The sequence below is a fragment of the Haemophilus parainfluenzae genome (assembly GCF_003252755.1).
Lineage (GTDB): Bacteria > Pseudomonadota > Gammaproteobacteria > Enterobacterales > Pasteurellaceae > Haemophilus_D > Haemophilus_D parainfluenzae_N.
In genome coordinates this window covers 1-16,537 of the sequence record NZ_QEPT01000001.1, presented here as the reverse complement: position 1 = coordinate 16,537, position 16,537 = coordinate 1, and the positions used below count along the sequence as shown (strand labels likewise).

The window sequence follows — 16,537 nt, the reverse complement described above, 5'->3', positions numbered from 1 at the left end:
TGGATGTGGGACTGTAAAAAGTCTGCTCTGTTTTTTTTGTTTATAAAGACGATAGAAAAGCAACATCTATCGTCTTTTTTAATGCCTATTTTCAATTTATATTGCGATCAATAAACAGGAAAAACTCGCAGAGAAGCTAACTAGTATTTCAAATACCGCTCACGAGGTAAACGAAGATTAAAAATAATGTTGTTTTGCACATCACTGACATTATTGCCAATCAGACTTTGCACTACATTTTCAAGCGGAATCGCAAAGCGCCCCCAAGAGAGCGAACATAAAATGAGCCCAATAAGCAAGCAAAGTAGAAAGGGAAAGGTAAGGGAGGATTTGTTCATACACTCAAAATTCGTTGTTTTTATAAGTATATAGTGATTATATTTTTTGTATATAGCGAAATTTGGGTAAAAAAATAACCGTACTTTATCGCACGGTTACGTTATTCTATAAGCATTTAGCAGGTTTTGGCAGACCCGCCAGTTTGGTTGCTTGCTTGGCTGGTCCGTCAGGGAAGAGTCGTTGCAAATAGCGGCTGTTGCCTTTATCAGCACCTAATTTTTCTGACATGGCTTTTACCAGCATTCTAATTGCAGGGGAGGTGTTATATTCTTGATAGAAATCACGCACAAAATAAATCACTTCCCAGTGAGCCTCGGTCAGTTCTACACCTTCCAGCTGAGCGATGTGTTTTGCTACATCCTCATTCCAATCAGTAATATTAAGTAAATAGCCAAAGGCATCGGTTTCGATTTGTTTTCCTTGCACGGTAATCATATTAATTCACTTCTTTAAAGCTGATCATTTCATTATCGGAGTAGTCAGACGTATCTTCATCATCAAATTTCATTGGTTCGATACGTTCTTCATCAAATGCGGTATCCCCTTCAATGCCATCAAGTGATTGACCATGTTTAATGCCTTTGAAATCAAAGAGTTTTGGGTCACATAAGTGTGACAACGTAATGTTTTGCATCGCGCTAAACATGGTTTCTAAGCGACCTGGATATTGACGGTCCCAAGTATTCAGCATTTCTTTCACGACTTGACGTTGTAAATTAGGTTGAGAACCACATAAATTACAAGGGATAATTGGGAATTCTTTGGCTACGGCATATTTTTCAATATCTTTTTCTTTACAATAAGCCAATGGACGAATCACGATTTGCTTGCCGTCATCTGAAATTAATTTCGGTGGCATCGATTTTAATTTTCCACCGTAGAACATATTCAGAAACAGGGTAGCCAGCATATCATCACGATGGTGTCCAAGTGCAATTTTTGTTGCGCCAAGTTCAGTTGCCGTACGGTATAAAATACCACGGCGTAGGCGAGAGCAGAGAGAGCACGTTGTTTTGCCTTCTGGAATTTTCTCTTTCACGATGCCATAAGTATTTTCTTCAACAATTTTATAATCCACACCAATACTTTGCAGATATTCAGGTAAAACATGCTCTGGAAAACCAGGTTGTTTTTGGTCTAAATTGACGGCTACGATATCAAATTTAATCGGTGCGCTTTGTTGTAAATTTAACAAAATATCAAGCAGTGTATAGCTGTCTTTACCACCAGAAAGACAAACCATTACTTTATCACCATCTTCAATCATGCCAAAATCAGCAATTGCATTGCCTACATTACGACGAAGACGTTTTTGCAATTTATTGAAATTATAAATCTGTTTTTTATCTTGGTTTTGTTCTGTCATATTGATTTACTTTAGCTAATAAAAAAGCCCTGAATAACTTCAGAGCTTATAAATTCCGTGGTGCCTAGGGTCGGACTCGAACCGACACGGTTATTCACCGGCGGATTTTGAATCCGCTGCGTCTACCAATTTCGCCACCCAGGCATTTGGGTTGTTCTGAATTATACGTTTATCTTACTTCGTTGCAAGTAAAATTTCATTAAAAACGTGTGGTTGTTTTAAATTTCATCAACTTGTATTCAAAGATAAAAGGGAAGTTTAAAATAATTTGATACGTTGTCACAAATTATAGGTGAAATAAAAGCTTAGTATTTCTACTAAGCTTTATGATTATCTAATTAAGCGGTTTGACCTGCAAGGTTACCTAAATCTTTATCGATTAAGAATAAGCCTTTGCCATCTTCGCCAAGAAGATTTAATTTGTCTAAAATACCGCTGAATAATTTCTCTTCTTCGTGTTGTTCTGCAACATACCATTGTAAGAAATTGAATGCAGAGTAGTCTTTTTCTTCAAAAGTTTTACCCACTAATTCATTGATTTTACTTGTGATCAATTTTTCGTGTTCATAAGTTAATTCAATGATTTCTTTTAATGATTTGTACTCATGCGCAGGTGCTTCAATTGCAGTGATTACCGCTAATGCACCAGTTTCATTTAAATAAGTGAATAATTTACGCATGTGTTGCATTTCTTCTGCAGCGTGAGCTGATAAGAATTTAGCTGCACCTTCAAAACCATTTTGTTCGCACCATGCGCTCATTTGTAAATAAAGGTTTGAAGAGTAGAACTCAAGGTTCATTTGATCATTTAATAATTTGATTACGTTTGATGATAACATTTTGTATTCTCCTTTTAAAATTATAATGTTGCTAAATCACGATCGATAAAGTAAAGCGAACGACCGTCTTCACCCACCAAGTTAAATTTATCAATAATGCTATTAAATAATTTTTCTTCTTCGTGTTGTTCTGCAACGTACCATTGTAAGAAGTTAAAAGTAGAATAGTCTTTGTTTGCAAAAGTCACTTCAACTAATTCATTAATCTTAGAAGTAATGAATTTTTCATGTTCAAGTGTAGTTTCAAATACTTCTTTAAGTGATTTGTAGTCATTTTTAGGTGCATCAATTTTACCTAAAAGTGGCATACCACTTGTTTCACTCACATATTTGAATAATTTTTGCATGTGTTCTAATTCTTCATCAGCATGACGAAGTAAAAATGCTGCAGCACCTTCATAACCGTGTTTGCTACACCAAGAACTCATTTGTAAATAAACATTAGAAGAGTAGAACTCTAAATTGATTTGTTCATTTAACTTATCTGCGATTGCTTTATTAAGCATAAACCAACTCCTTTCCTTATTAAGTAGAGATTAAAAATAAAAACAAGACTGCTTAACTTGTCATCGGTGTGCATTCTAATCTCGCAAATGAGAATAGTCAAGTGTTTTTTTAAATATTTTTTTATAAGCCACTAATAATAAAGGAGAAATCAATGTTAATTATTCTCATTTATGTAACATATGTAAAATAAATTCTCATTATCAGATCAAGAATGATGAAATCTGCAGAATTGATGTACGCAATTGTATTCAGAATTCACGTAGCGTTATCTCAAAATTTCATTCCAATTTAATTATTCCATCACAAAGACATACATTTATTTCTTTTATATCCATAACCCAAAATCACCTTATTTTAACCAATGCATAAAAGTAGAATAGTTATCCGTTTTGATTTGTGATGAATTCATATATTTAATTTAACATAATATACATTATGCGAAATCAATTACAAGGTTAGTAAAGGCTACGTATTAATAAGATCACAGAGTTATGCACAGGTCACGAATACTGCTCAAGCAATGTAAAATCTGGACTGGTAATACCTTGTAACAAGATTAAATAATGATTTATACACTCTGAAATTGTTATGTAAGGAAAAAATAAAGAGATTTATAGGTGCCAAATAATGATAACGCTATGTGAATTCTGCGTTATTTTATGAGGTGAATATCATCAGATTTAAAAAAGAAAAACGTAAATCTTATCTATAAGATTTACGTTTTTTGATGGATGGTATTGGTGTGACTATGTCACGATATGTATAGATTAAGACAATAGTTTTGCACCGTATTCATAAACCTGTTGTAGTAAATTTAGCTTAGTTGGATTATCCGAATATTCCTCAGCTAACCGTTGTAAACTTTCTTCAAATTTAACCGCACTTTGTTCTAATTTACGTTGGCGATATTTTTGCCATTTGATTTGCTCAGCACGATTTAGGGTTTTGTAAAAATGCCTTGCACGATAATGGAATAACAATTCAGGAATTCGTTTATCTTCAAATGTTAAACCATGCTCAGCTAATTTTTCAGCTGGTAAATCGCGTAATATAGCCATGTTGTTTTTATCGGCATTGCTAAAGAAACCATTATAAAGCTCTGTTTCTACATTATCGCTCGGCTCAAATTCGCGCTCTTCTGAGAAGATTTCAATAACTTTCTCTCGTATATCTAAGGATTGACGCAATTTTGCTAAATTATCTAAGCAATATTGTCTATTTATCCCTAAACGAGCCGCATTTTCCGGCAGCAATGTTTTTACAGGCGCCAAAATTGGGCATTTATTAATATGAACCAATTTTAATGGAACGGATGAAACTCCCCTGTCTTCTAATTCACTTTTCTTAGTATATAAATCTTGTCGTAAATCAACCGCACTTTTGCTGAGCAAGTTATCAATATCACCTGATAAATCACTGACGATTACAGCATTTTGATTAGTTGGATGCCATGCTAATGGTGCCACCCAAGCACAATTGCCACGATAATTCCCTAGCATGCCCGAAACATGCACTAATGGTGTCATTTCAGCTGTGTCGATCAATTTCTCAATTTCCTTTTTACCTCTATGCTCAAAGAAGAATTGAAATAATTTAGGCTGCTTTTCTTTGATCAATTTAGCCATAGCGATGGTTGCATACACATCCGCCATCGCATCATGGGCATTTTCATGCTCAATGCCATTTGCTTTGGTTAGCTTTTCTAAGCGAAAGCTTGGCATGCCATCATCGTCATAGGCCCAATTAATTCCCTCAGGACGCAAAGCATAACAGGCGCGCACTAAATCCAGTAAATCCCACCGAGAATTGCCATTTTTCCAGCTATATTCATAGGGATCGATGAAGTTACGATAAAAGGTATAACGAGTCATTTCATCGTCATAACGAATGTTGTTGTAACCCATCACACAAGTATTGGGTTGTGAAAACTCAGCTAGAATTTTTGCAGCAAATTCAGGTTCAGGAATTCCCTTTTCATTACATTCTTGTGGTGTAATTCCTGTAACCATTACGGCTTCCGGAGCGGGTAAATAATCATTGGTTTGCTTACAATACAACATAATAGGCTCACCAATGATATTGAAATCTGCATCGGTACGAATACCAGCAAATTGAGCTGGACGATCACTTGCCGGATTGATACCAAAACTTTCGTAATCATAGATAAAAAAACTAAAATTGTTTGCCATAATTAAGCCAAAATTTTATCTAAATAATATAAACAGAAAATTGCTGAAAGACTGATAAGAACACCAAACCAGTTTATTTTGCTGATTTTTTCTTTAAAGAAAAATGCGCCGGTGATAGTACCTAAACAAATAACACCAATATTCATTCCCGCAAAAACTAAGGTTGGGTTTTGTCCAAAACTTTGGTGGGCTTTAATGTAAAACAGGATATTGAAGAAATTCAATACGCCTAAAATAATTCCACCAATAAAGCTTGGCACAGTCCATTGAGTACGTTTTAGGAATAAATACAGGAACATGACACAAGCGGCTAATGAGAAAGCAATAAATAATGTGGTTGGGAATGCTCCCCCGCTTTTGGCCACTTGTTTGAATAAGATATCAATGATGCCATAACCAAACCAAACACCAATTAATCCTAAAATACCTTTAAAAGTGACCGCACTTTGTTCATTCGACTTGTTCAAAATACAGAATAAACCGATGAATGCCAAAATAATGCCAACAATTTTGGGCTGACTTAATGTTTCATGGAAGATAATAAAAGAGGCAACAATCGGTAGAAATAACGATAAGCGTTGTGCAGCATCAGAACGCACGATGCCAGCAAATTCAACCGCTTTAGACATAATAATAAATACGGTTGGCAATAAAATCCCTAACGCGAGGAAAATAGGTGTGCTATCACTTTGTGCTAGATATTCGGTAAATTCTAATCCTTTAAAATCAGGTTTTAGTAAGAAATAGCTTAATGAAATGGCGACAATATAGTTGAACGCTATTGCTTGTTCAATAATGATGTTTTTCTTGCGGGCAACTTTGAGTAACACCGATACGGCAACACTACATAAAATAGCAAAAATAAGGTTGTGCATAATTCGTCCTAAATTCTCATAAAAATAACAATGAAAAAAGCAGCCAATTGCTTTGACCGCTTTAAAAAACTACTCTGTTGCGCCAAAGCCACGCAATCCAACCACATGAACTTGTTCTTGGTTGCCGGCGATTTTACGCACCAATTTATAGGTTGTCCCTTTTTCAGGGCTAATGTTTTCCGGTGCTGCGATAAGTAATTGCATATCCAAACGTTCGCAAAGTTCGAACAAGGTGGAAATGGATTTACCATCTAAACGCGCCGCTTCATCCAAGAATAGTAAACGACATGGTACGATGTCTTTACCGCGAATACGGCGGCTTTCCTCTTCCCAGCTTTGTACAACCATTAATAGGATTGACATACCCGTACCGATCGCTTCACCTGTCGATAATGCGCCACTTTCAGCTCGTAACCAACCATCAGCACCACGGAAGACTTCAACTTCTAACTCGAGGTAATTACGGTAATCCAATAATTCTTCACCGATAGTTTGTGCTGTGCGTTGCCCCATATCAATATGCGGGTTAATGCGTTGATAAAGTTTCGCAATGGCTTCAGAGAAAGTAATACGATTATCACTGAATAAATCTTGATATTCTTCTTGTTTACCAGACAGCGCATCAAGCAACATCGCATGTGTATCGCGAATATTGACCACTAAACGTACTGATTTTACCTGACCGAAGGCAATATTTTGTAGACCTTGGTTCAACATGCGAATACGATTTTGTTCACGTTGAATGGTTTTACGCATAATATTCGCTACACTTTCAGAACTGATCGCCAATTTTTTCTCACGGCCAGTCAATTCTTCAGTTAAGCGATTAAGCTCAATTTCCATTTGCTCAATTGCATCAATCGGATCATCAGTTTTAATAATATCCTGACGAATACGTTCACGAAGATGTTGATATACCGCAATGAAGAAGCGGACTTTATTTTCCGGTTTACGGCTGTCTTCAGAAATACGCAATGCATCGCGTAGATATTCATTATCTGCTACCGCGGTACGTAGTGCACCTAATGCTTTATCCGACATTGAACGTAGTTCATCAGCAGATAAATAAGCTAACTCACGACGATTGAGTCGTTTTTCCACATCGGAATTACGAGATAAACGGAGAACCACGCACCAGCTGACTTTCGCTGCTACAACTAACTCACGTTGAGTTTTGTAATCACGTTCAGCTTTACGAATACGTTTATTTAAGTTATCCGCTTCGCTTTCAATAAGCGTTAACTGTTTTTCGACATAAGAACGACGTTGACGGCTAGTTGAAAGTTGTTGATATAACTCATCACGGCGATTTCTTGCACGTTCCTCTGCCCCTTCATCAGCACGCACGCCCAATTCACCAATCTCAGCAATTAATTCTTTCAACAATTGATTTTTACTGTCATAAGAACTTTGCAATTGAATAAATACTTGGTTGTATTGTGCAAATTGGCTTTGTTTTTGACGCAATTGTTCACGTTGAGTATCACGCTGTGTTTGCAATTGTTCCAAGCGTTGACGAAGTTGCTCATTAAGCTCTGATGTTTCCGCTTGCCCTGCATCTTCATAACTGAAGTGATTTTTACGTTGCACCACATCCGCTAAAGCAAATACACGTTGTTGTACTTGTTTTTGACGTTCAACCGCTTGGGTTAAATCAGCTTTTAAGCGTTCATAGTTTTCCGGATCACTTTGTAAGGTATTCGCAATCGGCTCTAATTGTGACAACGCAACGCCATGTTGACGAATAAAGCTTTCATCTTGTTCTGCAATATCTAGTTGTTCACGACATTCTTCAATGCGATCAAGTAATTCTTCATCAGCGAGCAAGTTAAGTTGTGGCATTAACTTATTCAACAATTGCATTTTTTCTTTAGCGTTATCCAATTTAATGCGAATTTGTTGTTCGGTGCTTGAGAACTGATTGAGCTCGCGATCGATTTCATTACGCTCTTGATTGATTTCCGCCATCACCTCTTCAGGGTTTGGTTGGAATGCAAGGGCTAGATGTAAGCCAACAAATTGACTAAAGTGTTCGTGTAAACGTTGACATTTTTGTACATCAAAGGCGATTTGTGCGTATTCTTCCGCAATTTCATCACGTTTAGCTTGTAATTCTTCTAAATGTTTTTCACGTGCAGCGCGGCCGAATAATGGAATTTGCGGGAATTTTGAATAACGTAATTCACGATCAGACACTTGCACCACTACGCCCATTTCAAGCTCTTGGGCTGAAAGTACGCTGTCATCAAAGGCATTTGGGTCACCTTCGATTAAATATAAATCGTCAGGACAGTCTTCTAAATTAGCTAATTGTTCGCGTACCGTGTTGAGATCACGTACAACAATAGCATGACGTGCAGGACCATAAAGTGCTGAAAAATAAGGTGCATCTTCAATTGGTACATCATCATATAATTCAGAAAGCAATACACCGCCAAAGCGTTCTGCAAGCACATTCAAGCGAGCATCTTCCGAACCATCTGGTTGGCTTAAACGAGAAATTTGCTCGTCTAATTGTTGACGTTGTTTCTCTAAATTGTCACGTTGAATAGTCAGCTCACGTTCTTTCACCAATTGTGATTGCATAAAATGCATCACATCTTGGCTATCCTCGAAGGTTTCACCACTTTGCTCTTGTAAGCGTTCTAAAGCGGCTTGAGCAGTTAACCAAGCCGGTGCTTTATGAGCATTTTCTTCGTAAAGAGCGGTCAAACTTTCACGTTTTTGACGCAAGGTTGAACGGTTTTCTACTTGCTCAGCAAGTTCTTCATTTAAACTTTCAATGAGTTCTTCTTGTTCAGCGTGATATGCTTCAAGTTCATCAGCGGTTTCTAAAGATAAATCAGCACGTTGATTAAAATCAGCCAATAATTTAACCGCACTTTGTTGTTGAGCATAGCGCTGCTCTAACTCATGTAATTTTGCGCGTAATTGCGGGGTTTGTTGCGCCTGAATTTTTTGTGTTGGATATTCACGCAATAATTCTTTAGCACTTTCCCAAGCACTTGAACGCGGCATATCACCAGCAATTTTGCACACTAACTGATAGGCTTTATCAAATTGCGATTTGGCTGCTTCAGAAATTGACATCTTACGCTCTAACTCAAGCACTTGCTCGGTAAGGCTTTCTGCATGGGCCGAAAATTCCGCTTGATAATCTTCCGCATTTTTCACGCTTAAATCCGCTAAACCACATAAGGTTTTCGCTTTTTCAAGTGCGGCAATTGCTTGTTGATATTGCAAGGCACGGGTTTGTTGTGCATCTAATGCTTGTTGATAATCCGCAAGTTGCGCACGCACTTGGTCAATTTCAAGTTCAGTTTGTTCAAATTGTGCTTGGCTTTCTTCAAGCTGCTCGGTTGCGGTTTCCACAACCATTTTTTGCTCTTCTAATTTTTCTGTAAGTTCAGCCACATCTTCTTGATAACGCGATACTTTTTCTTGATGACGTAACGCATTTAATACCAAGTTCAGATGGTCAGCCGCACTTTGGTGATCGACTTCTAAAGTACGTTCATTTTCTACTAATTCAGCCGCTTCACGGCTTAAATCAATTAGTCGATGTTGCGATAACTCTTGCTCAGCTTTTGCTTTATACCAATCACGGCGGAAACCTAAAGCTGCTTCGATATTGCCGCGGCGTTCATTGGCATTACGCATATAATCTGATGCCACATAATTAGTGGTTTCGGTGATTAAATGCTTGAATAAATCACGGTCAGATTGGGTGACTTTAATTGCTTCAAGGGTCATACGGTTTTCACGTAACGCACTTTCCATATCTTGGAAGGCTTTACGCACACCAAGATTTTCTGGTAATAAGTAATCACGTAAAGAACGAGTAATAGCGCTGGAAATACCACCGTATAAAGAAGCTTCGATTAATTTATAGAATTTGCTACGGTCTGAAGCGCTACGTAAGCGTTTTGGAATAATACCTAAATCAAACATCATACCGTGATAATCGGTGATGGAATGATATTGCTTAAATTGCGCACCAAGATTTTCAATTTTGTCTTTTAATTCATTTAAATTGAGTACACGCGCCTGACGTTCACCGACTGTTTCGGTGAAAAGTGCGGTCGGATTTAAGGACAATTCTACACCTTGAATTGAGAATGTTTTTAAATCCACTTTCTTATCACGACCCGCAATTTGTTGTAGACGCACCCCCACGAGAATTCGTTGATGGCGAGAATTGATGGCATCCAATACTGCATAACACACACCTGGACGTAATTTACCGTGTAAACCTTTATCACGAGAACCGCCTGTCGAGCCGGCTTCTGTGGTATTACGGAAATGCAACAGGGTTAAGTCTGGAATCAACGCTGTGACAAAACCCGCCATGGTTGTGGATTTGCCGGCACCGTTACCACCGGAAAGTGTGGTCACCAATTCATCCAAATCAAAGGTACGGGCAAAAAAACCGTTCCAATTAATTAAGGTTAGTGAACGGAATTTACCTCGTTCTACCCCATTATGTTGGTTTAATACAGGAGCAATAAATTCTTCTTCAACCTGTTCGGTTGGTTGCTCAGGTTCGTCTTGATAGATTTCGTTTTCAAGTTCTAATACATCAGACATTATTCTTGTTCTCCTGCATCATCAAATTCTTCATCAATTTCGACCGCACTTTCTTCATCATCAAGGTCATCAGCATTACTCGCCGCTTTTGCTTGTTTTTCGAGTTCGAGAGATTGTGGTGTTGCTGCTTCCCCATCACGAATTAAACGAGCTTGTGCTTCTAATGGATCATCACCAGAACGGACTTCAGCCCCAAAACGGAAAACTGATTCTGAAATCGTAAATTTACCGCTATGCTGTTCACCTACGGTATGAATCATGCCTAAACGGCGTAAACGACCGATCGCTGCGCGTACTTTTTCAGATAATTTTTGTTTATCTAAATCCGAACCACTAGAGCGCTGATTGACGGCTTTCAATAATTTGCCTTCGTCTGCTAAATTCAGTAATTCATCATAGATTTCTTGCGTACTGAAGATACCTTGCTGTGCCAAACGTTCTGGGCTTAAATATAAATAGCAAAGTACCTTCCCTACTAACATTTCTAATTCGGAAAGCACTGAACGGGCAATTAATGTCGTCGCTTTTGGACGTAAATAGAAAAAGCCTTCTGGAGCACGAATTAATTCCACGTTGTAACGGCGGTAAAAGCCATCTAACTCATTTTGGAAATCCATCAAAAAAGCATGATTATCTAATTGATCTGTGCTGATATGGCGACCTGAACGCAGCAAGCTGTCCACTGCCGGGAAAATAGGATTTGCAATGGCATTTGCCAATTTCGGGGAAATTACATCTTGAATATCTGTCATGGTTAATTTCTCATTTTATGAATTCGTTTTTGGGTAAGCCACGAAATTAATATTTATCAATCACATGCGCTTGCACTTCTGCGCCGTAATCGTTAATTTCCTGCCATTGCGGATAAAGACCGGCTAAATCATCATTTGCCATACCTAAACGCACTGCTTGATCCACAATAATACGAGCCACATCAAAATGACGGGAAAGTGGATAAGCCTCTAATTGTTCTTTTAAGACCAAACTTAAATCGATTGGACGATTATTTTCACGATATTGAATTAGCAAGCCTTGCATATGTTCAACGATTTGATCATGTAAATCAGCCAAAGACTCATATTGCAATTCTTCTGGTAATTCACCCAATGCATCATCTTCACGCAATACCATTTCTTCATCTCGAAGATCGACCAAACGTTCTGCTTGAGCTGTCCACAAGAACCAAGGATGATCGAAATAACTGTGGATAGAATTACGCAAACGTTGTGAGAATACGCGGTTTTTATCCATATCAATGGCGGTACGGATAAATTTATGCACGTGACGGTCATAACCAATCCATAAATCAATGGCTTGTTGTCCCCAGCTAATAATGCGGTCAAGCTTAGATTGTAAATCGGTAATTAATTGTTCAATAAAATAGAGCTCATCATGGTCAATTACACAATCTTGAATACGTAATAATTGAGCCTGCAACTTATCACCTGCGGCATTTAAGGTATCTTGTAACTCACGTAAATTGCCCGAGGTTTCATCTAATAAACGTTCACAGCTAGAAATTGCCGCCTGCCAATCTTTTGTAAGCAAATTGGCAATTTCTTCCTTAATGCTTTGCTGATTTTCATCCATCACACGTTGTGATAAATCGATACTATCGAAAATCTCTGCTACAGAATATTTTAATGGTGCAAATACATTACGACGCCAAAAGTGCTCATTCTCCCCTTTTGTTGCACCCTCTTCCGCGGCATCGGATGCACGCTGAATTTCATCAGCCACAATAGAAAGCTGTACAGAAAGACGCAATGCAGAAAATTCACGCTGACGAATATAATAATCTGATACGCCAACACCCAGTGGGGTAAGACGATAAATGGAAAGCCCTTCAGTAAATTCACTGCTGAAACGATTGAGAAAACGCTGCTTCACCAATTCATTAATAGCATTATTGGCACGGGTAGCAATCGCATCCGTTGATTGGTCAAAGGCACTGGCTGTGTGGCGGAAAATATCCACTAAATCGGCTTCTAGCATCTCACCGTCTAAACGTTCGTTGTTATAGATGGCAATAGCCAGTAAAAACACCAAACGCTCCGTCGGCAGATTTAACGAAAATTCCCGCTCTTTCGCCCATGAGACGAGTTCAGGAATGGTTTGTGAGGTTTCGATCATTCGGTTACAAAAGCTTAAAATTGAACAAAAAATTTCTGAGATTATACAGGATTTTTTATCGTTCTTGAAATCTTCTTGCAAATTGAACGAACTTTTTATCTTTCAAGATCATATGTGGATAATCTGCGATATAAACAGATTATAAATAGACGTTATCTTCAAAACAAAGAGCCACAAATTGTGGCTCTTTTTATCTTCTCAAAACAATCAAAAATTTGACCGCACTTATTACAATAGATATCGCCAAACGAATGCGCTGACTAAAATAATCAGCATGATAATAATTTGTATTAAACGTTTTTTGGTTAATTTTTCTGCTGCCATACCTATTTACTCGTAGATAACTTCTTTAATTTACTATTTAGTGGTAGAATAATTGCGTTAGATCAATTTTACACTATATTTATCGATTTGAGGAACTAATGAATAATTTCGTTTCAGAAACTAAATCAGGGCGCAGAGTTCAATCTGGTGGTTGTGCGATTCATTGCCAGGATTGTAGCATTAGTCAACTTTGTATTCCTTTCACATTAAACGAACATGAGCTCGATCAGCTTGATAATATTATTGAGCGTAAAAAGCCTATACAAAAATCTCAAGTCCTTTTTAAAGCGGGTGATACGCTTAATTCTATTTATGCGATTCGTTCCGGCACCATTAAAACTTATACTATTAGTGAAACGGGCGAAGAGCAAATTACCTCTTTTCATTTACCAGGCGATTTAGTCGGTTTCGACGCAATTACGAATATGCAACACCCTAGTTTTGCACAAGCATTGGAAACCGCTATGGTATGTGAAATTCCGTTTGATATCTTAGATGATTTATCTGGAAAAATGCCGAAGCTTCGTCAGCAAATTATGCGTTTAATGAGTAGTGAAATCAAAAGCGATCAAGAAATGATTTTATTACTGTCTAAAATGAATGCTGAAGAACGTTTAGCCGCATTCATCCATAACCTATCTAAACGCTATTCTGCTCGTGGTTTCTCTGCGAAAGAATTCCGTTTAACCATGACTCGTAGCGATATTGGTAATTACCTCGGCCTAACTGTTGAGACTATCAGTCGTTTACTCGGTCGTTTCCAAAAACTCGGTGTACTCTCTGTTCAAGGTAAATACATTACTATTAATGATATTAATGCCTTGATTGATTTAACTGGTGTACATAAAACCAAAATCCAATTAGCAGAATAATTTAAAAGCGTGAGTTTTCACGCTTTTTTAACATTTGAAACAAAAAAACTTGCACGAGATCACTTTTTTGATAATCGGTTCTTGTCATCGTTTAAAATCTTTTCTATCCTATTGATATCTCATATCTTGGAGGCTTTATGAAATTTAACAATATTCTTGTTGTACTTAACCCTGATAACGAAAAACAATATGCGCTTGCTCGTGCAGTTCGTCTTGTTAAAGAACAACAAAATGAAACAAAAGTAAAAATCACTACTCTGTTGAGTGTCTATGACTTATCTTATGAAATGTCTGCGCTTCTTTCTTCGGAAGAACGTAGTCAAATGCATAAAACAGCCATTGAGCAACAACGTCAAGCCGTCCAATTTTATTTAGATAAATATGCGGATCCGGAAATTGAATTCGAATCTCACATTGTGTGGAGCAGTAATGAAGCAGATGCAATTCGTGAAGAAGTCGAAAAAAATCAATACGACCTCGTGGTAAAATACACCAAAGATGAAGAAAGTTTCACTTCATTGATTTTCACACCAGTAGATTGGCAATTATTACGTAAATGTCCGATTCCAGTATTAATGGTGCGTGATGGTGACTGGAAACACCAACGCCGTATTTTAGTCGCCGTGAATGTATCGGGTGAACAAGAATATCAAGATGAATTCAACCAAGAATTAGTTTCAACAGGGATGAATTTAGCGGAAAACTTAAACCGTGGTAATGTGCATTTAGTCGCAGCCTACCCTGTTGCGCCAATTAATATGGCGATTGATTTACCTGAATTTAATACTTCAGGTTATGAAAATGGCATTCGTGGCCAACATCTCATTAATATGAAAGCCTTACGTCAAAAATTTGGCATTGATGAAGATCATACCCATGTACGCGAAGGTTTCCCTGAAGAGGTGATTCCTGAAGTGGCGAAAGAAATTGAAGCTGAATTAGTGATTTTAGGCACAGTGGGAAGAACGGGTTTATCTGCAGCGTTACTAGGTAATACAGCTGAACATGTGATTAGTAAATTAAGCTGCAATTTATTAGCCATTAAACCATCTAAAAAATAAGTCTATTTAACTTTTTATTTAAAATAAGTGCGGTCAGAAAAACAACTTTTTCTATTCGTCTCATTATTTCTTTTTCGTTATACTCGTCCGCCCTGTCGAAGACTTTCTATAAATTGATTTATTATTAAAAAGGAAAGACAATGAAAAAAACATTAATTGCAGCACTACTTGGCTTTTCTGCGCTTGCGCAAGCCCATGAAGTTTGGGTTGCAACACCAGCACAACTTGCTTCTAATAGCGTTTTAAAAGCTGATTTAGCTTATGGTGACTACCCCTACGTTGAAAAAATTCCTGAAAAACGTCTTGCGATTTTTCCACCGATGGAACTCATCAATCAAGATGGTGAAATGCAAACATTAGTACAAAAAGGTGAAAACTACCAATATCAATCAGAAAAACCGTTAAAAGACGGTTCATATTGGGTAACAGCTACTTATAAACCAACTTTCTGGTCACAAAATAATGAAGGTTGGAAAATGGATAACTTACAAGGCACACCAAATGCATTCTATTGCGAACAAACTCAAATGTTTGGTAAAGCCTTTACTGTAGTGGGCAAAAAACCATTAAATGCAGATATGTCAATGACACGCCTCGGCTTACCACTTGAAATCGTGCCACTTAAAGATCCGAAAACAATTAAAGCAGGTGAAGCTTTCCCTGTTCAGATTTTCTATAAGGACCAACCACTTGCAGGCGAAACGATTATCGCAACCTCTGATACATTTGTTGTAAAAGATATGGAAGCGGCGACATCTCACCGTGAGCCGCAAGCCTTTTCTGGTAAAACAGACAAAGAAGGTAAAGTTAACTTTATTCCATTAATTGAAGGTGTTTGGAAACTTAAAGTGATTCATAAAGAACCATTTGAAGATCAAAAAGTTTGTCAACATTCAGCGAATTACGCGACGTTAATTCTCCCTGTTGGTAAAGCTAGAGCTAAACTCCCACCAAAACCAGAACATCATCATTAATCATAAAAAAGTGCGGTCAAATTTAACCGCACTTTGATCTGCACCCCAAAACCCGGATACCTAATTTGAGGTGCAGATTATGTCCTACTCTTATCAATTTCGTTTGAAAATTATCAAACTCGTTACCGAACAGGATTATGGTATCCGTGAGGTGGCTAAACTTCATAAAATTTCCCACGCTCTCGTCATTTATTGGCTAAAAGCATTTCGGGAAAGAGGGCTTGATGGCGTAAAATCGCCTTATACAAACCTTCAAACCCCGAAAATAGTGAAGCCAAAGATGAAAAAGAAAGACATTGAAATTCCGGAAACCACAGACTTTTCACCTAAAGCGTTTAAAAAGCTGCAGCGAGAGCTCGCCTTGGCTCGAGCGGAGATTGCTTACCTAAAAGAGTTGGAGAAGCTCGACCGTCAAAAACAACGACAGAAAAAAGAAAAATCATTGAAAGATTGAAGCCGGACCATGCGTTA

13 protein-coding genes, 1 tRNA gene and 1 pseudogene are annotated in these 16,537 nt (G+C 37.7%); 4 read left to right on the top strand and 11 right to left on the bottom strand.

The genetic code is table 11. From position 1 onward, the window contains the following. Positions 1-161 precede the first annotated feature (161 nt). The 11 genes and pseudogenes from DPV95_RS00075 to mukF form a co-directional block, all read right to left on the bottom strand. Positions 162-338: pseudogene (locus tag DPV95_RS00075) on the bottom strand (iron ABC transporter permease); the annotation flags it as partial. Between the two features lie 106 nt (positions 339-444). After that, on the bottom strand, positions 445-774 hold the full coding sequence (locus tag DPV95_RS00070) for a TusE/DsrC/DsvC family sulfur relay protein (RefSeq protein ID WP_049366577.1): 330 nt from the start codon (positions 772-774) through the stop codon (positions 445-447). Between the two features lies 1 nt (position 775). Further along, positions 776-1,705: a tRNA 2-thiocytidine(32) synthetase TtcA gene (ttcA, locus tag DPV95_RS00065; RefSeq protein WP_049366578.1), complete on the bottom strand. Its 930-nt coding sequence runs from the start codon at positions 1,703-1,705 to the stop codon at positions 776-778. Between the two features lie 58 nt (positions 1,706-1,763). Continuing rightward, positions 1,764-1,849: transfer RNA gene (locus DPV95_RS00060), tRNA-Leu, on the bottom strand. 194 nt (positions 1,850-2,043) lie between these two features. Next, complete coding sequence (ftnA, locus tag DPV95_RS00055; RefSeq protein WP_005696114.1) at positions 2,044-2,544, bottom strand: non-heme ferritin; 501 nt, start codon at positions 2,542-2,544, stop codon at positions 2,044-2,046. A gap of 20 nt (positions 2,545-2,564) precedes the next feature. After that, on the bottom strand, positions 2,565-3,050 hold the full coding sequence (gene ftnA / locus DPV95_RS00050) for a non-heme ferritin (protein WP_049366579.1): 486 nt from the start codon (positions 3,048-3,050) through the stop codon (positions 2,565-2,567). Positions 3,051-3,818: 768 nt separating this feature from the next. Further along, a complete protein-coding gene (gene sbcB / locus DPV95_RS00045) occupies positions 3,819-5,240 on the bottom strand; it encodes an exodeoxyribonuclease I (RefSeq protein WP_111406420.1) in 1,422 nt (473 codons plus the stop codon). Positions 5,241-5,242: 2 nt separating this feature from the next. Continuing rightward, complete coding sequence (locus tag DPV95_RS00040) at positions 5,243-6,115, bottom strand: DMT family transporter (RefSeq protein ID WP_111406419.1); 873 nt, start codon at positions 6,113-6,115, stop codon at positions 5,243-5,245. Between the two features lie 69 nt (positions 6,116-6,184). After that, the gene (gene mukB / locus DPV95_RS00035; protein ID WP_111406418.1) at positions 6,185-10,702 is read right to left on the bottom strand and encodes a chromosome partition protein MukB; all 4,518 of its coding nucleotides are present in this window, start codon (positions 10,700-10,702) and stop codon (positions 6,185-6,187) included. Beyond that, positions 10,702-11,454, bottom strand: a complete 753-nt coding sequence (mukE, locus tag DPV95_RS00030; RefSeq protein WP_111406417.1) for a chromosome partition protein MukE — start codon at positions 11,452-11,454, stop codon at positions 10,702-10,704. The genes mukB and mukE overlap by 1 nt, the downstream gene beginning before the upstream one ends. Positions 11,455-11,500: 46 nt before the next feature. After that, positions 11,501-12,835 (bottom strand): chromosome partition protein MukF, encoded by a 1,335-nt coding sequence (mukF, locus tag DPV95_RS00025; RefSeq protein WP_111406416.1) that lies wholly within the window; start codon positions 12,833-12,835, stop codon positions 11,501-11,503. Between the two features lie 422 nt (positions 12,836-13,257). Between mukF and fnr the strand changes: the two genes are divergently transcribed. The 4 genes from fnr (at position 13,258) to DPV95_RS00005 (ending at position 16,520) form a co-directional block, all read left to right on the top strand. Further along, positions 13,258-14,031, top strand: coding sequence for a fumarate/nitrate reduction transcriptional regulator Fnr (gene fnr, locus DPV95_RS00020; protein ID WP_005697545.1), 774 nt, complete (start codon positions 13,258-13,260; stop codon positions 14,029-14,031). Positions 14,032-14,168: 137 nt separating this feature from the next. Then, complete coding sequence (gene uspE / locus DPV95_RS00015) at positions 14,169-15,092, top strand: universal stress protein UspE (protein WP_005697484.1); 924 nt, start codon at positions 14,169-14,171, stop codon at positions 15,090-15,092. A 140-nt stretch (positions 15,093-15,232) separates the two neighbouring features. Beyond that, a complete protein-coding gene (locus DPV95_RS00010; RefSeq protein WP_111406415.1) occupies positions 15,233-16,066 on the top strand; it encodes a DUF4198 domain-containing protein in 834 nt (277 codons plus the stop codon). A gap of 79 nt (positions 16,067-16,145) precedes the next feature. Continuing rightward, complete coding sequence (locus DPV95_RS00005; RefSeq protein ID WP_049367743.1) at positions 16,146-16,520, top strand: transposase; 375 nt, start codon at positions 16,146-16,148, stop codon at positions 16,518-16,520. The last annotated feature ends 17 nt before the right edge of the window (positions 16,521-16,537 follow it).